This window comes from Nocardia sp. NPDC004068, assembly GCF_042874315.1.
Classification (GTDB): Bacteria; Actinomycetota; Actinomycetes; order Mycobacteriales; family Mycobacteriaceae; genus Nocardia.
Window position 1 is genome coordinate 22,110 of sequence record NZ_JBIAMW010000004.1, and the last position, 17,108, is coordinate 39,217.

22 protein-coding genes are annotated in these 17,108 nt (G+C 66.2%); 9 read left to right on the forward strand and 13 right to left on the reverse strand.

Going from position 1 to position 17,108, the window contains the following annotated elements; genetic code table 11:
• Positions 1–307 precede the first annotated feature (307 nt).
• Both ACFYTQ_RS10970 and ACFYTQ_RS10975 read right to left on the reverse strand, forming a co-directional pair.
• Positions 308–736, reverse strand: a complete 429-nt coding sequence (locus ACFYTQ_RS10970; RefSeq protein WP_387359276.1) for a DUF4254 domain-containing protein — start codon at positions 734–736, stop codon at positions 308–310.
• A 72-nt stretch (positions 737–808) separates the two neighbouring features.
• A complete protein-coding gene (locus ACFYTQ_RS10975) occupies positions 809–1,348 on the reverse strand; it encodes a MarR family winged helix-turn-helix transcriptional regulator (protein WP_387359277.1) in 540 nt (179 codons plus the stop codon).
• Between the two features lie 86 nt (positions 1,349–1,434).
• Here ACFYTQ_RS10975 and ACFYTQ_RS10980 point away from each other — a divergent pair, with 86 nt between their 5' ends.
• Complete coding sequence (locus ACFYTQ_RS10980) at positions 1,435–2,160, forward strand: SDR family NAD(P)-dependent oxidoreductase (RefSeq protein WP_387359279.1); 726 nt, start codon at positions 1,435–1,437, stop codon at positions 2,158–2,160.
• 37 nt (positions 2,161–2,197) lie between these two features.
• On the opposite strand, the gene ACFYTQ_RS10985 is transcribed toward ACFYTQ_RS10980, so the two are convergent.
• Genes ACFYTQ_RS10985 through ACFYTQ_RS11000 form a run of 4 tightly spaced genes read right to left on the reverse strand, consistent with a single transcriptional unit; the run spans position 2,198 to position 4,333 of the window.
• The gene (locus ACFYTQ_RS10985) at positions 2,198–2,650 is read right to left on the reverse strand and encodes a hypothetical protein (protein WP_387359281.1); all 453 of its coding nucleotides are present in this window, start codon (positions 2,648–2,650) and stop codon (positions 2,198–2,200) included.
• A 34-nt stretch (positions 2,651–2,684) separates the two neighbouring features.
• The gene (locus ACFYTQ_RS10990; protein WP_387359283.1) at positions 2,685–3,164 is read right to left on the reverse strand and encodes a hypothetical protein; all 480 of its coding nucleotides are present in this window, start codon (positions 3,162–3,164) and stop codon (positions 2,685–2,687) included.
• Positions 3,149–3,853 carry a RibD family protein gene (locus ACFYTQ_RS10995; RefSeq protein WP_387359285.1) on the reverse strand — a complete coding sequence of 235 codons (705 nt, stop codon included), beginning with the start codon at positions 3,851–3,853 and terminating at the stop codon, positions 3,149–3,151. The genes ACFYTQ_RS10990 and ACFYTQ_RS10995 overlap by 16 nt, the downstream gene beginning before the upstream one ends.
• Positions 3,854–3,880: 27 nt before the next feature.
• Positions 3,881–4,333 carry a hypothetical protein gene (locus ACFYTQ_RS11000; protein ID WP_387359287.1) on the reverse strand — a complete coding sequence of 151 codons (453 nt, stop codon included), beginning with the start codon at positions 4,331–4,333 and terminating at the stop codon, positions 3,881–3,883.
• 206 nt (positions 4,334–4,539) lie between these two features.
• Between ACFYTQ_RS11000 and ACFYTQ_RS11005 the strand changes: the two genes are divergently transcribed.
• Positions 4,540–5,082: an HD domain-containing protein gene (locus ACFYTQ_RS11005; protein WP_387359289.1), complete on the forward strand. Its 543-nt coding sequence runs from the start codon at positions 4,540–4,542 to the stop codon at positions 5,080–5,082.
• Here the strand turns inward: ACFYTQ_RS11005 and ACFYTQ_RS11010 are convergent.
• Together ACFYTQ_RS11010 and ACFYTQ_RS11015 are read right to left on the reverse strand one after the other, a co-directional pair.
• Entirely contained in the window at positions 5,070–5,543 is a 474-nt protein-coding gene (locus ACFYTQ_RS11010; RefSeq protein ID WP_387359291.1) for an NUDIX hydrolase, read from the reverse strand. The genes ACFYTQ_RS11005 and ACFYTQ_RS11010 overlap by 13 nt on opposite strands.
• The gene (locus tag ACFYTQ_RS11015) at positions 5,540–6,298 is read right to left on the reverse strand and encodes an XRE family transcriptional regulator (RefSeq protein ID WP_387359293.1); all 759 of its coding nucleotides are present in this window, start codon (positions 6,296–6,298) and stop codon (positions 5,540–5,542) included. Before ACFYTQ_RS11015 ends, ACFYTQ_RS11010 begins: the two co-directional genes overlap by 4 nt.
• Before the next feature lie 72 nt (positions 6,299–6,370).
• Here ACFYTQ_RS11015 and ACFYTQ_RS11020 point away from each other — a divergent pair, with 72 nt between their 5' ends.
• Positions 6,371–6,706, forward strand: a complete 336-nt coding sequence (locus ACFYTQ_RS11020) for a hypothetical protein (protein WP_387359295.1) — start codon at positions 6,371–6,373, stop codon at positions 6,704–6,706.
• Positions 6,707–6,739: 33 nt separating this feature from the next.
• Complete coding sequence (locus ACFYTQ_RS11025) at positions 6,740–7,624, forward strand: helix-turn-helix domain-containing protein (protein ID WP_387359297.1); 885 nt, start codon at positions 6,740–6,742, stop codon at positions 7,622–7,624.
• Between the two features lie 3 nt (positions 7,625–7,627).
• On the opposite strand, the gene ACFYTQ_RS11030 is transcribed toward ACFYTQ_RS11025, so the two are convergent.
• Genes ACFYTQ_RS11030 through ACFYTQ_RS11045 form a run of 4 tightly spaced genes read right to left on the reverse strand, consistent with a single transcriptional unit; the run spans position 7,628 to position 11,419 of the window.
• The gene (locus tag ACFYTQ_RS11030) at positions 7,628–8,401 is read right to left on the reverse strand and encodes a DeoR/GlpR family DNA-binding transcription regulator (RefSeq protein ID WP_387359299.1); all 774 of its coding nucleotides are present in this window, start codon (positions 8,399–8,401) and stop codon (positions 7,628–7,630) included.
• Entirely contained in the window at positions 8,398–9,309 is a 912-nt protein-coding gene (locus ACFYTQ_RS11035; RefSeq protein ID WP_387359301.1) for a carbohydrate ABC transporter permease, read from the reverse strand. The genes ACFYTQ_RS11030 and ACFYTQ_RS11035 overlap by 4 nt, the downstream gene beginning before the upstream one ends.
• The gene (locus ACFYTQ_RS11040; RefSeq protein WP_387359303.1) at positions 9,306–10,178 is read right to left on the reverse strand and encodes a carbohydrate ABC transporter permease; all 873 of its coding nucleotides are present in this window, start codon (positions 10,176–10,178) and stop codon (positions 9,306–9,308) included. The genes ACFYTQ_RS11035 and ACFYTQ_RS11040 overlap by 4 nt, the downstream gene beginning before the upstream one ends.
• Positions 10,175–11,419: an extracellular solute-binding protein gene (locus tag ACFYTQ_RS11045; protein ID WP_387359305.1), complete on the reverse strand. Its 1,245-nt coding sequence runs from the start codon at positions 11,417–11,419 to the stop codon at positions 10,175–10,177. The genes ACFYTQ_RS11040 and ACFYTQ_RS11045 overlap by 4 nt, the downstream gene beginning before the upstream one ends.
• 118 nt (positions 11,420–11,537) lie before the next feature.
• Between ACFYTQ_RS11045 and ACFYTQ_RS11050 the strand changes: the two genes are divergently transcribed.
• From ACFYTQ_RS11050 to ACFYTQ_RS11070, 5 genes are all read left to right on the forward strand, one after another.
• Positions 11,538–12,446: an SIS domain-containing protein gene (locus tag ACFYTQ_RS11050; protein WP_387359307.1), complete on the forward strand. Its 909-nt coding sequence runs from the start codon at positions 11,538–11,540 to the stop codon at positions 12,444–12,446.
• Positions 12,447–12,735: 289 nt separating this feature from the next.
• Positions 12,736–13,632 (forward strand): ROK family protein, encoded by an 897-nt coding sequence (locus ACFYTQ_RS11055; protein ID WP_387359310.1) that lies wholly within the window; start codon positions 12,736–12,738, stop codon positions 13,630–13,632.
• A 181-nt stretch (positions 13,633–13,813) separates the two neighbouring features.
• The gene (locus tag ACFYTQ_RS11060) at positions 13,814–14,965 is read left to right on the forward strand and encodes an N-acetylglucosamine-6-phosphate deacetylase (protein WP_387359313.1); all 1,152 of its coding nucleotides are present in this window, start codon (positions 13,814–13,816) and stop codon (positions 14,963–14,965) included.
• Complete coding sequence (locus ACFYTQ_RS11065) at positions 14,962–15,894, forward strand: hexose kinase (RefSeq protein WP_387359315.1); 933 nt, start codon at positions 14,962–14,964, stop codon at positions 15,892–15,894. The genes ACFYTQ_RS11060 and ACFYTQ_RS11065 overlap by 4 nt, the downstream gene beginning before the upstream one ends.
• Positions 15,895–15,904: 10 nt before the next feature.
• Entirely contained in the window at positions 15,905–16,729 is an 825-nt protein-coding gene (locus ACFYTQ_RS11070) for a class II fructose-bisphosphate aldolase (protein WP_387359317.1), read from the forward strand.
• A gap of 24 nt (positions 16,730–16,753) precedes the next feature.
• On the opposite strand, the gene ACFYTQ_RS11075 is transcribed toward ACFYTQ_RS11070, so the two are convergent.
• Positions 16,754–17,098: a hypothetical protein gene (locus ACFYTQ_RS11075; RefSeq protein ID WP_387359319.1), complete on the reverse strand. Its 345-nt coding sequence runs from the start codon at positions 17,096–17,098 to the stop codon at positions 16,754–16,756.
• Between the last annotated feature and the right edge of the window lie 10 nt (positions 17,099–17,108).

The window sequence follows — 17,108 nt, forward strand, 5'->3', positions numbered from 1 at the left end:
CGGACGACCTCGAGGTTCGGCGCCCACCATCGAGGAGTCGGTTCGTCCCGATATGGATCAACTGCCCTGATCCATCCTCGAGCCGCGGCGGCGCCACCCTCGCGGCGTCGCCGTGGGTTCGGAAACTCAGCGACTTCTCAGGCGCATCGCGGCGAACGCCCCGCTTCCCGGGCGCACACTGGGTACCGAGAACCCCGAACCATTTTGCCCGCTGCCAGGCGACGCTACCCCCTGCGTGTCGCCTGGCAGCACCCTTTTCGGTGCTCGCCTGGCGGGGCCTTCTCAGTACTCGCCCGGCAGCGCCCCCTCAGTACTCGTACTCGTTCAGTCGCGGTAGTCGGCAGCGGCCCGCGTCGATCTCCGACACCAGGTCCGCGTAGGCGGTCGCCAGTTCCGACAGCCGTCGCCAGGCGTCGTGGGCCAGCCAGTCCGGCGTGCTGGTCAGGGCGAGATAGGCGAGCGCGGAGAACTGCGCGAGCCGGTCGACGACCGTGCCCACGGTCTCGGTGTGCAGCCGGGCGCCCCCGGGCGCGGGCGGCAGTTTCGCGATCACCCACCGATCGATCTCGTGCACCAGCTGCGCGCGCTCGCGATCGATCTCGGCGGTCTCGGCCGCGGCGAGCCGCCGCTCGTGCAGTTCGGCCAGCCGCCGCGCACAACGCAGCACGAAGTGATCGCCGGGCTCGAGCCCCCGGCACGCTTGCAGCAGAAGGTCTTTCGGGGGGAGCGATACCACGGCCGCAATATTGCCCGTCCGATATCTCTGATCGGCAACGGAATCCGGTCCGCCCACTGTGATCTTGATCGTTCACGACATCGGGCTGTCGCCCACCTGTGAGATGCCACGATTCCCGGTGCGCGCCTGAACATCTCGCAGCAGCACCCGCAGCAGCTCCGCCAGCTCGTGCCGTTGCTCCGGGGTCAGGGTGTCGAGCAGCTCGAGTTCACGATGCAGCACGGAATCGACCGTGCGCTCCACCAATTCGTGGCCCGCGTCGGTGAGTTCGACCCAGACGGTGCGATTCGCGGGGTCGGTGCGGCGGCGAACCAGCCCGTCGCGCTCGGCGCGGGCGACCCGTTGCGAGATCGCGCCCGGGGTGACGAGCGTGCGCTCGGCGAGCTGGCGGGTACTGAGCGTGTACGGGGACGAACTGCGCCGCAGGACACTGAGCAGATCCAGGGTCGCGGTGTCGACGCCCGCGCCCGCCAGCACCCGGCGGCGGTCCTCACCGAACAGCTTGGCCAGCTGCCACAGCCGCGTGACGATCCCGATCGAATCCGTCGGCGTCCCAGGACGTTCCCGCTGCCAGGCCGCCGCGATCTCATCGGCCCCGTCGGTGTGCTCCATCCGAACCCTCCGCTTGCGATTTAGACCTAAACGACTATCGTTGCTGTCGTACGTTTAGACCTAAACACCCTATCGGAGGCTCTCTGATGGCACGCACAGTCCTGGTCACCGGCGGCGGCACCGGCATCGGCTACGCCATCGCCGAACGCTTCGCCGCGGACGGTGACACGGTCTACCTGACCGGCCGCCGAACCGAGGTCCTGGAAAAGGCGGCCGCCACCCTCGGCCCCACCGCCCACCCCCTGACCTGCGATCACGCCGACCCCGAAGCCGTTGCCGCACTGGTCGACCGGCTGCCCGACCGCCTCGACGTCCTGGTCAACAACGCCGGCGGCAACACCGGCTTCGACCTCCCCGCGGTCGAGAACCTGACCGACCTCGCCCACCGCTGGTGGTCCAACCTCAACGCCAACCTCCTCAGCGCGGTGCTCACGGCCAACGCCGTCGCCGACCGCCTACCCGAAGGCGGCTCGGTGATCAGCCTGGGCTCCATCGCTGCCCCCCAAGGCTCCGACTCCTACGGCGCCGCCAAGGCCGCCCTCGCCTCCTGGAACATCCACCTGGCCCGAACCCTCGGCCCACGCCGAATCACCGCCAATGTGGTCGCGCCGGGGTACATCGCGGATACGGAATTCTTCCGGGACAAGCTGACGGAGGAGCGGCGGAACACGTTGGTGGGCAACACATTAACGGGACGCCCCGGTGATCCGACCGATATCGCCGAGACGGTGTATTTCCTGGCGTCCCCGGGCGCTCGGCACATCACCGCCCAGACGATCTACGTCAACGGTGGCTCGTACGCGACGCACTGAACCACCCGACCGACGCTGAGGGCCGCCCGACGCCACCTCACGAGTGGCCGTCAGGATCGTTCCACCGCGGAAATCGCCGCACTATCCGCCGAGCGACCCCCGCGAAGCCCCCGGATTGCGACTCCCACCGGTCGCCATTCGATGCCCATGCCTCGAGCTGAATTCCGATCCACCGACCCTCGGCGTCGACGAGGCACCGCTCCTCCGCGTTCCCGGCACAAATCGCCTCGACCACCCCGAGCGCGGGAACCGGCCGACTCCGGTCGTCTGCGACGAAGTCCCGCGTCATGGCGAAGCACCATCCGGTCTCGATACGAGCCGACTCGTCATCGAACCGTGTCACGCGGATATGACAGGAAACGTTGCCTTCCTTGGCTTTTCGAGCCGATAGCAAGACCACGTCCTCATAGAGGTACGTCTCGGCGTCGTACTCGACCGCGAGATCGCACAACGCGGCAACGAACTCCTCCCAGGTGCCCTGCACACTCACCGCTGTACTCCTGGTCCCTCGCGACGAGCCCGCCTCATCCCCGCGCAGCGCCCTCTGGCCATATCACCTCGACAGATATCCCCTTCTCCCGCGCCAACGCCACCACGCTTCCGGTGCCGCTGCGCTCGCCGTCCTGCCCGTCCCACACCGCGATCAGCCGATCGCAACTCGCCAGCACGGCTTCGTTCGCCGCCTCATACGCATCGGCGTCCGCCTCCTCGAACTCCATCACCCGAACCGAGGCGGCCCGCCGGACGAACTCGTCGAACTGCGGCGCGTGGTCGGGCTTCACCTTCCGTTCGCGGTATGTGCGGGCGGGCAGCACGACCTCGAGGCGGCCCCCGCAGTCGAGCACGGCTTGGGCGAACACCGAATCAGCCCCGCGCGCTATGCAACTGATGCCGACGAGGTCGGCGGGGTCGCCCGCGCCGGACAGCTTGCGCCTGATCTCGTCGTACACGAGAGGCACCGTGTCGGCCGTGATGTTCATGTGCCCGGTTACGCCGATTCGCACTCCGCGCTCTCCTCCTTCGGGAAGTACCGCAACAACACGACGTCTCCGATCCGCGTGCTGTCCACCAACCGCATCCGACGCCGCGTACCGCCCGGAAACTCCGCAGGATTCACGAATCGCGGCGCATTGGCTTGGCCGATCAGGAGCGGCGCGACGGCGATGTGGAGTTCGTCCGCGAGACCGGCGGAAAGCACCGCGGTATGGATGCTCGTACCCCCTTCGATCATCAGTCGCTCGATACCTCGCTGCCCCAGATCGTCCAGCACAGAACCGAATTCGACGTTCTCCCCGAGCGAGACCACCGTCGCCAATTCCCCGAGACGATCGCGCAGCGTCTTCCCCCCGGTGTCGGTGGTGTAGACGATCGGCCGTCGATCCTCGACCCCGTGATGCCAGAACTTGGCCTCTGGATCGAGCTCTCCCGAGGCGGAGACGACGATCTTCTGCAAATGAGCCGGTTTACCCGCGGCCACCCGAGCCGAAAGCCGAGCCTCGTTCTTGATGATCAGCCGCGGATTGTCCCGCCGAAGCGTCTCGGCCCCAATGAGAATCGCATCGCACTCGGCCCGCACCTGATCCACCCGGTCGAAGTCCTCGGGGTTGGAGAGGTTGAGCCGCTCGGGCACCAGGTCGTCGATGTAACCGTCGACGCTGACCGCGACGGACAAGACTACGTACGGTCGGGGCATCCCAATCCTTTTCCCAGCTCCCGCGCTTCAACCGCGCGCGGCACCTCTCGGCCAGATCACGTCCACGGGTAGCCCGCGCTTCTGTGCCATAGCCACCACGCTCCCCGTGCCGCTGCGCTCACCGTCCTGCCCGTCCCACACGGCGATCAATCGGTCACAGCTTCCGAGTACGGCCTCGTTCGCCGCCTCATATGCGTCGGCATTCGCCTCGTCGAAATCCATGACTCGAACCTCGGCGGCTCGCTGAACGAATTCATCGAACTGCGGCGCGTGGTCGGGCTTCACTTTCCGCTCGCGATAGGTCCGTGACGGGAGCACGACCTCGAGGCGGCCTCCAGAATCGAGGATGGCTTGGGCGAACACCGAATCCGCGCCGCGCGCAATGCAACTCACCCCGACGAGATCCGTGCCGTCTGCACTGGGGAGTCTGCGCACGATCTCGTTGTACACAAGGGGCACCGTTTCGGCCGTGATGTTCATGTGCCCGGTCACGCCTATTCGCAATTTCCGATCCTCCTACACCATCACATCAACGAGGGCGCATCCGTTGGCGGCACTTGTCGGGCAGAGCCGTGACGCCGGTCCCTGCGCATATGACCTGCATACCTGAAACCTCATCCCTTCGGTCGGCGCTTAGGCCAGCAGAACAACGTGATCATGCGGGCCACTGTGCATACCGTGGACGTATGTCGACCGACCTCGTGAGCTGGGCAGCCGATCTCGCACGGCAGCACCTCGCGCGCCTGCCTCGGCGGACGGCCCACGTCGAAGGGGTGGCTCGCCGGGCAGCCCTCGCGGCCGAGGTGGTGGACGATCCGGTGTTGCTCGTGGCGGCTGCTTGGCTGCACGATATCGGCTACGCGCCGCACCTGATTCGGACGGGTTTCCATCCCATTGACGGCGCTGAGTTCCTGCGAGAAGCGGGCGCGCCGGAACGCTTGTGCGCCCTGGTGGCGCATCACTCGTGCGCCTGCGTCGAGGCGCGTAACCGACAGCTTCGCATTGATGACTGGTCCGACGAGTTCACGCCGCTGCGGGACGCTCTGTGGTGGGCCGACATGACCACGACAGCCGATGGTCGCGACACGACCTTCTCGGCCCGCTTGGCGGACATCCACGAACGATACGGCGCGGAACACGTTGTCGCGCGGTCGATCAGGGAAGCGGAGCCCGCCTTGCGGGAGGCTGTGCGACGGACGGAGGAACGGATCGTTCTTCACGTGAAGTAGGGTGTGCCGCTGCGGTTCTCGTGCTGCGCCTGCTCAATTCGCAGACGGATGGACGGATGGATGTCGAGCGAGGACAGCTCTCGAGACTCGATCCAACGCACGGCCTTCGATTCCGAGCTGGTTCGCAATCTGCCGCCGATCGGGTCGGCGGTGAAACAGATCGAGAACTCCTGGCGTACTTCGCCGTCCTCGTAGGCGATGACGTGCCGTGGATCGGAGAAGATGCCGACCAAATCGGTCGGACGAACAACGATGCCCGTCTCTTCCTCGACCTCGCGAACTACGGCGTCGGCGACCGTCTCCCCGACCTCCATCCCACCTCCGGGAATCGAATAACGGTCGTTGTCGGTTCGATGAATCATCAGGATCCGCCCCTGCTCGTCGCGGACAATCGCGGAGACCGCGACCTTGAGGCTATTCGCCTGTGGTGCACGGGGATCGTCGTAGTAATCAGTTCTCATGCCGCGCCCTGCTTATGCTTACCTTCGCCCGCCTCTGTCCATACCTGCTCGAAACTCGTTGTGTAAGTGTCGAAAAGGTCCCCGCCGGGCAGGCGACGCAGGTGCATGGCGGGCGCGTACGCCCCAGGCTGTCCGTAGACGTGCATGTTCACCACCATCTCGTCGTCGAACCGGAAGATGGAGTTGTAGAGCGTCGTCTGGTGATAGCGCAGTTCGACGCTGTCGAAGACGGTGAGCGGTCGAATCAGCGCGAGAGCGTTCTGAATACGCGCGGCCACCGTACCTCCGGCGAGACGCTCCTCGCTGGCTCGCTTCTCGGCCTCGTCGGCGGCGGGATCGCCGAACAACAACCGAATGGAGATGCCCTCGCTTACCTTGCGGTGAAGCGCCTTCGCGGTTGCGGGATCTTCCGTGAGAAAGAGCCCGGCCAATACGAGGATGTCGATCCGCTCGACGGCGGCATCGACCAGCCTGCTCCACAGGTCGTGCGGTACGGAATTCCGATGCGGATAGACCTTGACGACCTCGGAGCCGCCTATCGCGCTTACTCGCTCGGGAGCGATGGCGTCCGGCCACAGGTAGTTCTCGGTCTCCTTGACCAGGGACGCCACTTTGTGGCGGTGGCGCGGATAGGGTGTGCGCCCCTTGGCGATCCAGCGTTCCACAGTCTTCTCGTCGACACCCGTCGCTTCGGCGACGTGCGCAATGTCGAGTCCATTCCGAAGCAGCGCTTCCCGCAGTCGCTCGTTGGGCACACCGCCTCCTGGACGTCTCTGGACTTTCTCAATATAGCAAGACGTCCCCAGATGTCCAGGTATGCGGTCACTATGTCGCCGAAATCGGCGGAAAGTGTTGTCCGTCAAGCGTTTCAGCTCAACGGAGGAGAGGAGGTAAATGTGATGCGTCGCTCGGAAGCATCAGGACTGGAAGCCTTTTGGCGAGTCGAGCATCAGCGGGTCGCGGTGGTCGCCGTGCGCAATATCGTCAGCGGCGAGTCCCTACTGGCCTTCACGCCGGGTACCGAGCCGGATCTGGTGTCGGTGCGAGAGAAATGGCCGGAATACGAGAATCTATGGAATGCGGTACGCCACGACCTGTGGAACTTCTTCGGCGATCCGCACGCCCCGAATCCCTTGCGAGACAATCGAACGACGGACTCATGATTCCAAACTACTTCTGATTGCGAGGTAATTCTCATGGTTGCAGAAGGTTCTTCGCTCGCGCGTCGGGCGCTCGGTCGACAGTTGAACGCATTGCGGGAAAAGGCTGAGATCAATCAGGCTCAGGCCGCTCGGATCCTGGGGATCTCTCCCCAGACGATGGGTCGGTTGGAGGATGGGCTCTCGGTACGATCGGCGTCCGACTTGTATATGAACACCCTGTGTGATCGGTATCAGGTGTCCGATGAGATGCGCCGGTTGATTTTGGATCTTGCCGAGGAGGTTCGATCCACCGCCAAACATGGTGGGGGATGGTGGCGTGCCTACGCCGACAGTGTCAATGGGTTCGATTACCGGCCCGCCTTGCTGAATGCTGCTGTGAGGTTGACGGCGTGGAATGTGATCATTCTGCCGGAAATTATACGGACAGTGAACTATTGGCGGGCCGTCACGTGGACGAGATACCCCCATTTGCCCACCGACCAGATCGAAGAGCGAATCGACCGGTCCGTGCGACGGCAACGGTGCCTGGACGATCCGAACTTCACGGTCGAAATTCTGTTGTCGGAGGCCGCGATCCGTGAGGAGATGGGCGGTCTTGCGGTTATGAACGAACAGCGGCGGTACCTCGTCGAAATCGGTCAGCGACCGAATGTCACGGTACGTCTGGTCCCCTTCAAAGCCCGCGGCCATATCGGAGCCGTCGTCGGTTCTTTCTCGCTCTTGCGTTTCCCCCTCCTGCCGCAGACCAAGTTCGTCGAACCGCCGATTGTCTACATCGAGGAATACGTCGGCGATCTCTACCTCGAACGATCGGAGGAGGTCCGCTGCTACGATGCCGTGCTCGCCGAACTTCGGCGGGTGGCCTTGGATGAAAACGACTCCAGGAGAATGCTTTTGGGTCTGGCGTGCGGAGGATGATCCCTACACCAAATCCACCTGCACCCCCGCATCCCTGATAGCCGCAACGGATTCCGGATCAGCAGCCGTATCCATCACCAACACATCAATATCCCCAATAGGACAAATCCGAGCCAACGCCGTCTTCTCCAACTTGTCCGCCGTAGCCACCGTGATCACCCGATCCGCTCTCCGTACCATCTCCGCATTGATCCCGGACTCGTCCAGATGACGCCCCTGCGCGCCACCCTCGGCCGTGATCGCGTTGACGCCGAGAATGCAAGTGTCCAAACGTAATTCGGCCATGGCGCGCTCGGCCAAGGGGCCGTGCAGCTCGTACGACTCCCGCCGCGCCTGCCCGCCGATGCAAATCGTGCGCAGGTGCGGGCGGAGCACCATCTCTCCAGCGATATTCAAAGCGTTGGTGACGATGGTCAACTCCGCCAGGTCGGCGCGCCCGGCGAGGGCGCGCGCGACCGCGGTCGTGGTCGTCCCCCCGTTGATCCCGACCACCTCACCCGGATTCACCAGGCTCGCGGCGTGTTCCGCGATTCGCTGCTTGGCCGCGTCCGCGCCTCGATACCTGGCGGGTAGGTCGTAGGCGACCGACGTCGCCACGATCCCCCCATGCGTCCGCGTCGCCAACTGCTGATCCGCCAATGCCGTGAAGTCCCGCCGAATCGTCGCGGGCGACACCCCCAACCGCTCCGCGGCCTCCTCCACCGACAACCGACCGCTGTCGGCCAGCAACTCCAGCAGCCTCGTCCAGCGCACGGAACGGTCTGTGGCGGAGGTCATTTCACGCTTCCGGCGGTGAGTCCGGCTACCAGGCGTTTCTCGATGAGGGCGAACAGGATCACTACGGGCACGATGCCGACGGTAGAGATGGCGAAGACATATTGCCAAGCCGTGTCGTATTGGCCGACGAACTTGGTGAGGGCGACCGAGAGCGGCTGGTTCTCGGGGGTGGTGAGGATCACCAGGCTGGCGGCGAATTCGTTCCAGCAGGAGACGAACGCGAAGATGGTCGCGGTGACGATGCCGGGCCAGACCAGCGGCAGGCTCACCCGGGTGAGGATCTGCAGGCGGCTCAGGCCATCGAGTTGGGCGGCCTCCTCGATCTCGACGGGGATCGAGGCGAAGAAGCTGTGCAGAATCCAGACCGCGAACGACAGGTTGAACGCGGCGTTCACCAGGATCATGGCCAGCCAGGTGTCGTTGATGCCGAGCGTGAAGAATTCCCGTAGCAAACCCGTAACCAGCACCACCGGCTGCAACATCTGGGTTACCAGCACCAGGCCGAGGAACGCGGCCTTCCCCGGAAAGCGCCGCCGCGCGGTGTAATACGCCGCGGGGATCGCCACCAGCAGGACCACCGCCGTCGCGCACACCGAGATGATCAGGGTGCTCACCAGATTGAACGGCAGCGGCGTCTCCGGCGTGTGCCACATGGTCGCGTAGTTACCGGGCCGCCACTGCTCGGGCAGATAGGTCGGCGGAATCCGTAGTATTTCCGCTCTCGGCTTGAGCGAGCCCAGCACCATGACGAGGTACGGGATCAGGAACAGTGCCGCCAGCACGACGCCGACCGCCGTCAGATCCCAGCGACGCCGCGTCTTCCGTGACGAATGCCGCGGCGCCGCAACACTTTCCGCGACCAGCTCATCGGCCGCCCGCTCGACGGTGACGGGATTGGATGCGCTCATCGCGCCTCCTCGCGCGCCGAGCGGGTGAGCCGCACATACACCGCGATGATCACCACGATCAGCACGAAGTTGAGCACGCTCATGGCCGCCGCCGTGGCGACCTGCTGGTTCTGTCGAATCAGCTTGAAGGTCAGGGTGGTGGTCGTATCCGCGTCGAAACCCGCGATGCTGCCGGTCAGCACCTGGAGGATCGGCAGGGAATTGAACACGTTGATGATGTTGATGATCGTCGCCACCGCGATCGCCGGACGTAACTGCGGCAGCGTCAGATGCCGGTAGCGCTGCCAGGCACCCGCCCCGTCGACCCGGCCCGCCTCCTCGATCTCCGCCGGAATCCCTTGCAGCCCAGCGAGAATCGTGTACGTCGTGAACGGCACCGAGACGAACACCGCCACCCCGATCGCCACCAGGAACGCCGGACCCGCCTGTTTGGTGAACCCGAAACCCCGGTCCAGCACGCCGATGTCGACGAGGAACCGGTTCGCGATGCCCACATCCGGGTCCAGCAGGTAGGCGAAGATCGTCGTCGTCATCACCACCGACGCCGCCCACGGCACCAGGATCGCCAGCCGCACCAGCGTGCGCCCCGGGAAATCCTTGTTCAGGAACTGCGCCAGCGCCGCCGAGAACACCAACGTCAGCAGCACGACCGCGACCACCCAGACCACGGTGTGCAGCAGAATCGAGCCCAACTCGTCGATGGCGAACAACTTGCGGAAGTTCGCCAGCCCGGCCGGGCCGCGATCCTGCCCGTACGGGCTCAGATCGCGGGTGCTGGTCCACACCATGTACCCGGCCGGGAAGGCGACGACGCCGGCGATCAGCACCAGCACCGGGCCGATCCACGGCAGCGCGCGGAGCGCTCTCAACTCGCCGCCTGCTGGATCTTGCCCAGCACCGCGCCCGGATCGGCACCCTGGGCGACCGTACCCATCTGTTGGCGGATTGCGCCCTGAGCCGCACCCCACTTGGGGTTGTTGCTCGGGTAGAACCGCGCCGCGGGCAGCGTCGCCCCGAACGCCTTGGTGACCGGATCCTCGGCGAGCGCCTGTGCGCCGCTGTTGGTGATCGGGATGAAATGTTCGGCCTTCACGAAGCCGGCGTAGACCTGCGGGGAGTAGAAGTAGGTCAGGAACTTCTTGATCGCGGCCTGCTTCTTGCCGTCCTTCTTGAACGCCATCAGATGATCGGCCACGCCGAGCGTGACATGCTCACCGGTCTTGGTCGGCGACGGCGCGGTCGCGTACTTCAGGCCCGGATTCTTCTGCGCGATCTGGCCGATGGTCGGGGGCAGGCCCTCGATCATGCCGATCTTGCCCTGGATGAACGCGTTGATGACGTCGGCTCGGTTGGTCGCGCCCGGATTCGCTTGCGTCGCACCGGATTCGGCGAGGGCCTTCATCGCCTGGACGCCCTCGCGGTTCTGCGGGGTGTCGATGGTGATCTTGTCACCGTCGGACCAGTTGCCGCCCGCGCCGAAGGTCCAGATCGAGGTCTCGCCCTGCGCCTCCTCGCTGCCCAGCGGCAGGCCGTAGCCGGAGACGCCGCCGCCCAGCGCCTGGATCTTCTTGGCGTCGTCGGTCAGCTCGGCCCAGGTTTTGGGCGGGGCGTCGATCCCGGCGCGGGTGAACAGGTCGGTGTTGAAGAACAGGGTGCGGGTGGAGGCGAAAAGCGGTAGCGCCCACTGGGTTTCGTTGATGGAGGCGTTCTTGGCGAAGCCCGGCTGGATGTCGGTGAGCACCGACTGCTCGACGATGTCGGTCGCCGGATACAGCTTGCCGTCGGTCGCGAAGCTCGAGTACGCGTCGATATTGAGGATGTCCGGCGTGGTGGAGTCGCTCTGCAACTTGGTGCGCACCACGTCGTTGATCGAATCCCAGGACTCCGTTTGCAGATTGACCTTGATGTCCGGATTCTGCTTCTGGAAGTCGGAGATGATCTTGTCCCATTCCGACTTGGTGCCGTCGCTGTAGACCGGGGCCAGGAAGGACAGGGAGTTGGGGTCGGCGTCGTCGGACTTCGAGCCGCCGAACCCGCAGGAGGACACCGCCAATGCCAGGCCGGTGAGCAGCGCGAACGACGAAAGAGCGCCGCGGAGTGGACGTTTCACGAGCGAGACCTTTCAATGAACAATCCGTTTGAAAGGAATGTAGCGCCTGGAGTGATCGAATGTGACCGTTTTGGTTGTTAAGTTGACATGAACGATCATTCGGGTTGATCCTGGGGACGTGCCGACCTCTGCTGACCGCATCCCCGAAACCCACCTGGCCGCCGAGGTGGCCACCCAGCCCGACGACTGGACCCGGGCCGCGACCGTCGCCGCCGAGCACGCCACGCTCCTGCCGCGTCCCGGCGAGCGGGTCGCCGTCATCGGCTGTGGTACCTCGCTTTTCATGTCCCGTGCCATTGCCGAACTACGGGAATCGTCCGGGCAGGGCCTCACCGACGCCTGGCCCGCCAGCGCGGTCCGCGACCGCGAGTACGACCGGTATCTGGTGATCTGCCGTTCCGGCACCACCACGGAGGTCGTCGACGCCATGCGCGCGATCCCCTCCGGGGTGCCGCGTACGGTGATCTGTTCGAGCCCCGGCACGCCGGTGCTGGAGCTGGGCGATCCGATCCTCATCGATGCGGTGGACGAACGCTCGGTGGTCCAGACACGTTTCGCCACAACGACTTTGGCGATCCTGCGGTGGCATCTGGGTGAAGACCTGTCCACGGCCGTCGCTCAGGCGCGGGAGGTGCTCGCCGAGGATCCGGCCGCCGCCCTCGCCGACGTCCGGCATGCCGAGCAGATCACCTTCGTGGGCCTGGGATTCGCTGCGGCCATTGCCGAGGAGGCCGGGCTCAAGCTGCGGGAATCCTGCCAATCGTGGGCGGAGAGCTATTTGGCTACGGAATATCGGCACGGCCCGATCAGCATTGCCGGGCCGGGGCGGGCGGTGTGGGCGTTCGGGTCGGTGGATCCCTCGCTGGCGCAGGAGGTTCGGGCCGCGGGGGCGCATTTCGAGCAGCGCGATATCGATCCGATGGCCGATCTTGTTCGATTGCATCGGTTGTGTGTGCTGCGGTCGGCGGATCTGGGGTTGGATCCGGATCATCCGCGGGGGTTGAACCGGTCGGTGATCCTCGAGTGACGGGGCGGTGGTGAGCGCCGTGGGTGGGGAAGGGCGTGGGCGGGCGGCTCGATGGGGTGTCGGTTCGGCGGGCGGTGGTGGTCGGGTAACGGATGACTCGGGTGGAGCTCGGGATCGGGCCGATGGTGGTCGGGTAACGGATGACTCGGCTGAGGCTCGGGATCGGGCCGGTGGTGGCCGGGCAGCGGATAATTCGGCTGGAGGTCGAGGTCGGGCCGGTGGCGGGGCGACTGGGGGATCGGTCGGTGACGCTTGGGCGAGCGGGGACGAGGTTGCCGGGGACGGGTTGGTGTTGGCTGTCGATGTCGGGGGAACCACGATCAAGGGGGAGATCACGAATTCCGCTGGGGCCGTGCTGAATTCGGGTACAGTGGCGACTCCTCGTGGGGCGGCGGCATTCGATGCCGTGGGTGATCTCGGGGCGGCTTTGCTGTCCGATGTGTCGGCCGAACACGGGCCGGTGGTGCGCGCGGCGGTGGTGTTGCCGGGCATTGTCGATCCCGAGCGGGGGCTGGCGGTGTTCAGCAGCAATGTGGGTTGGCGGGATGTGGTGGTGGGGAACCGGTTTCGGGATCGGTGGGGCATGCCGGTGCTGATCGAGCACGACGTGGCGGTGGCGGGGTGGGCGGAGTGGCGGTTCGGGGCGGGGCGGGGGTTCGACGATGTGTGCGTGGTCATTCTCGGGACGGGGATCAGTGGGACGTTGTCCGTCGATGGGCGACTCGTGCGCGGGGCGGCGGGGCAGGCGGGCGAGTACGGGCACATTCCCGTGCGTCATCGGGACGGATTGCCCTGTCCCTGCGGCAGTTTCGGATGTGTGGAGACCGTGGCCTCGGGCGCGGCCATCGCTCGGGCGTATACCGCTCGCACGGGCCGGACCGTGCCGGGAGCGGAGGCCGTCTTCGCGGTCCTCGACGCCGATCCCGATGCCCGCGCGGTGGTCGACGACGCGGTGGACGCCCTGGCCGAGGGGCTGTTCGGGGTGATTCACGCGTCCTGCCCGAGTGTGGTCGTGCTCGGCGGCGGGCTGGCGGGGGCGGGGGCCGTGCTGGTCGACGCGGTGCAGGAGCGTTTCGATCGGCTGGTGCGGGTGGCGGGGGTGCCTCGGGTGGTACTGGGGGAGTACGGGGCTCGTGCGGGTTTGGTGGGAGCGGCGCGGTATGCGCGGTTGGGGAGGTTGGCATGAGGGACTCGGGCTCGCATGCCTGTTCGTTCGCCTCGGGCGATGTGACCTGGAGGTCGCTCCTGTGCTCGGAGAAATCTCCGGCCCGGGGTTCGCGATCTTGCTCGCGTCGGGACGCTCTCGGGTCATGCTCGGTCGGGCAAGCTTGCGGCCGGAGATCAGGTGGAGCGGAAGGTGGGTGGGTGTGAACGAGCTGGTGCTTCGAGGGCGGATCGTCAGCGGGGGCGGGGTCGTCGATGACGCTGTGGTGACAGTTCGTGGGCAGCGGGTTGTCGCCGTGCAGGCGCTGTCGGAGTGGGCCCCGGGGCAGGCGGGCTCGGAGATTCCGCCGTTTCTCGGGACCGTCCTGCCGGGTCTGGTCGATATTCACAACCACGGTGGTTTCGGTTCTCGATTCGATACCCGCGATCCGGAGGAGGCGCGAGCGGCGGCGCGATTTCACCATCGGGAGGGGACCACCAGCGTGGTGGCGAGCGTGGTGACCGGGCCGGGGGACGAGATGGTGGCTCAGGTGCGGGCGCTGGCGGAAGTCGTTGCGAGCGGGGATGTTTCGGCGATTCATGCCGAAGGGCCGTTTCTCTCGGTGGCGCGGTGCGGGGCGCAGGATCCGCGGTTTCTGATCGATCCCGACATCGGGTTGATCGAACGGTTGTTGGCCGCGGGGGGCGGCGCGGTGCGGATGATGACATTGGCGCCGGAGCGCACGGGGTTCGGCGAGGCGGCACGGGTGTTGTCCGGGAATGGTGTGGTTGTCGCGTTGGGACATAGCGACGCGTCCTACACCGAGTTTCGTGCGGCGTTGCGGCCGCACGGACCGGGCGCCGTCGTCACCCACCTGGCCAATGGCATGCCGCCGCTGCATCATCGCGCCCCGGGACCGGTGGCCGCGGGGCTGGTCGCCGCCGCCGACTCGGACGTGTACGTCGAACTGATCGGCGACGGTGTCCACGTCGATGCGGGCTTCGGCGCCTTGGCCTTCGCCACCGCGCGCGGACGGGTCGCGCTCATCACCGACGCCATGCAGGCCGCGGGCCTCCCCGACGGCGACTACCGATTGGGTACGCAACAAGTACGGGTCGAGAACGGGACCGCCCGCATCGCCAACGGCTCGATCGCGGGCGGCACCTCGACGCTGCTGCGCTGCCTGCGCTGGGCCGTGCGGGAATGCGGTGTGCCGCTCGTGGACGCGGTGCGCGCGGCGACGGCGACGCCCGCCGCGGCGCTCGGTCTGACCGATGTGGGCGATTTGCGGCCCGGCATGTTCGCCGATGCGGTAGTGGTGGACGACCAACTGGGGTTGCGTCGTGTGCTGCGTCAGGGACAGTGGTTGACGTGATCCTCACCGTCACCATGAACCCGGCCTACGACATGACCTACCGCGTGGAACAGTTCGAACGCGGAAAGGTTCACCGGGTGCTCTCGGTCGAACAACGTATCGGGGGCAAGGGCATCAATGTCGCCCGGGTGCTCAATCAACTCGGAAGGTACGCGCGCGCAACGGGTTTCGCCGATTTCACCTTCGCCGCGGCCGCCGAGTTGGAACTGCCCGTCGACTTCGTGCACGCGCTGCCCTGGGTGCGCCGCACGCTCGTGATCAGCGAATCCGACGACGGCACGGCGACCTCGCTGTGGGAACCCGGTGCGCGGGTGAGCGATCCGTACGCGGTGGATCAACTCATGGTCCGGGTCAACGGGCTGCTGCCCGACACGAACGGCATGGTGGTGTCGGGCTCGCTGCCCGGCGGCGTCGGTCCGCAGGTGCCCGCCAAGCTGGCGCGCGCCGCGCTGGCCGCCGGGGTGCCGACCATCTGCGACGTCGACGGCCGGGCGCTGGAGCTGGCGTCGGAGGTGCCCGGGGTGGTGCTGATGCCCAATCGCGATGAGCTGCACCAACTCACCGGCGTCGCGGCCGACACGCCCGAACAGGTGGTCGCCGCGGTGCGGCCCCTGCTCGAGCGCGGGGTACGCGCGGTGGTCGCAACCCGCGGCGGCGCGGGCATGGTCGCGGTCACGGCCGACCGCGCCTGGTCGGCCTCGATCCCCGAACCCATGGCCGGAAACCCCACGGGCGCGGGCGACGCCGCGGCCGCGGCCGTCATCGGCGCCCTGGCCGCCGACGACAAACCCGACTGGCCGCGGTTACTGATCGACGCCGTCGCCACCTCCGCCGCGGCCGTGGTCATCCCCGTCGCCGGGGAGATCGACCGCACGGTCCGCACCCGCCTGGCCCCCGCCGTCGTGATCACCGAATTGAGCATCACCTAGGAGAAACCGCATGACCCTGCTGCCTGTCCCCGACCTGATCGCCGCCGCTCGGCCCGGTGGTCTGGGGGCGTTCAATGTGATCGCCCTCGAGCATGCGGAGGCGATTGCTGCGGCGGCTGAGTCGGTGAAAAGGCCTGCGGTGCTTCAGATTTCGCGGAATACGGTGCGGTACCACGGTTCGATGAAGCCTTTGGTGCGGGCGTGTCTCGCGATCGCGGAGGACAGTTCGGCGCCGTTGGCGGTGCATTTGGATCACGCCACTGAGCGCGAGTTGATCGAGGAGGCTGTGGAATTGGGGGTCACGTCGGTGATGTACGACGGTTCCACGCTCGACTACGCCGAAAACGTCTCCAGCACAGCCGAAATTGTGCGCTGGTGCCATGAGCGCGACGTTTTTGTCGAGGCCGAACTCGGTGAGATCGGCGGCAAGGACGGGGCCCACGCTCCTTGGGTTCGCACCGATCCGGACGAATCGGTCGCCTTCGTCGCCGCGACGGGGGTCGACGCCTTGGCCGTGGCCGTCGGCTCCTCCCATGCCATGTCCACTCGAGATGCCCGCCTCGACGACGAGTTGATCGCGCGCCTGGCCGCGAAGGTTCCGGTTCCGCTGGTCCTGCACGGCTCGTCTGGCGTTCCCGACGAGGGCCTGCGCTCGGCGGTCGTGCACGGCATGACCAAGATCAATATCGCGACTCGGTTGAATATCGTTCTGGCGGAATCGGTTCGAGGGACGCTCGGCTCCGACGATGGGTTGTCCGATCCGCGAAAGTACTTGGGGCCCGGACGATCCGCTGTCCGGGCCGAGGTCGAACGACTGCTCCGACTGCTCGTGTAGCTCCGGGGCGGAGGCAGGCCGGGATCAGTGGCCCGCATTCGCCCGTGGGTCTGTAGTCGACACGGCCCGAAACCCGCTCGCGTCGATCACGATAGCGGCCTGACCACCGATTGTGTCGAGTTCGTACAGCGACTCGGCCAGGTGGGTGGACATCAGCATCCGCCACTCCTCCCACGCATTCGCCTCGCCCGCGTCGGCGGCGACACCTCGGAAGTATTCACGCAACGCCTCGTCGGTGATCATGAACGCCACGGGCGGGTCCAGCACCCTGCCCCGACGCGCGACAAGAGTCAAAACGCCTTCGACGGAAGTGATTTGCAGCCCCATCGCCCGCCCGGCCTCGATCACCGATTCGATCAGCTCGGACACCGTCGGTTCG

Bases quoted from the DNA above. Each gene is read 5' to 3' on its own strand.
- ACFYTQ_RS10975 (WP_387359277.1), bottom strand. From the start codon at position 1,348: ATGGAGCACACCGACGGGGCCGATGAGATCGCGGCGGCCTGGCAGCGG.
- ACFYTQ_RS10980 (WP_387359279.1), top strand. From the start codon at position 1,435: ATGGCACGCACAGTCCTGGTCACCGGCGGCGGCACCGGCATCGGCTAC.
- ACFYTQ_RS10995 (WP_387359285.1), bottom strand. From the start codon at position 3,853: ATGCCCCGACCGTACGTAGTCTTGTCCGTCGCGGTCAGCGTCGACGGT.
- ACFYTQ_RS11000 (WP_387359287.1), bottom strand. From the start codon at position 4,333: ATGAACATCACGGCCGAAACGGTGCCCCTTGTGTACAACGAGATCGTG.
- ACFYTQ_RS11005 (WP_387359289.1), top strand. From the start codon at position 4,540: ATGTCGACCGACCTCGTGAGCTGGGCAGCCGATCTCGCACGGCAGCAC.
- ACFYTQ_RS11010 (WP_387359291.1), bottom strand. From the start codon at position 5,543: ATGAGAACTGATTACTACGACGATCCCCGTGCACCACAGGCGAATAGC.
- ACFYTQ_RS11020 (WP_387359295.1), top strand. From the start codon at position 6,371: ATGTCGCCGAAATCGGCGGAAAGTGTTGTCCGTCAAGCGTTTCAGCTC.
- ACFYTQ_RS11025 (WP_387359297.1), top strand. From the start codon at position 6,740: ATGGTTGCAGAAGGTTCTTCGCTCGCGCGTCGGGCGCTCGGTCGACAG.
- ACFYTQ_RS11030 (WP_387359299.1), bottom strand. From the start codon at position 8,401: ATGACCTCCGCCACAGACCGTTCCGTGCGCTGGACGAGGCTGCTGGAG.
- ACFYTQ_RS11035 (WP_387359301.1), bottom strand. From the start codon at position 9,309: ATGAGCGCATCCAATCCCGTCACCGTCGAGCGGGCGGCCGATGAGCTG.
- ACFYTQ_RS11070 (WP_387359317.1), top strand. From the start codon at position 15,905: ATGACCCTGCTGCCTGTCCCCGACCTGATCGCCGCCGCTCGGCCCGGT.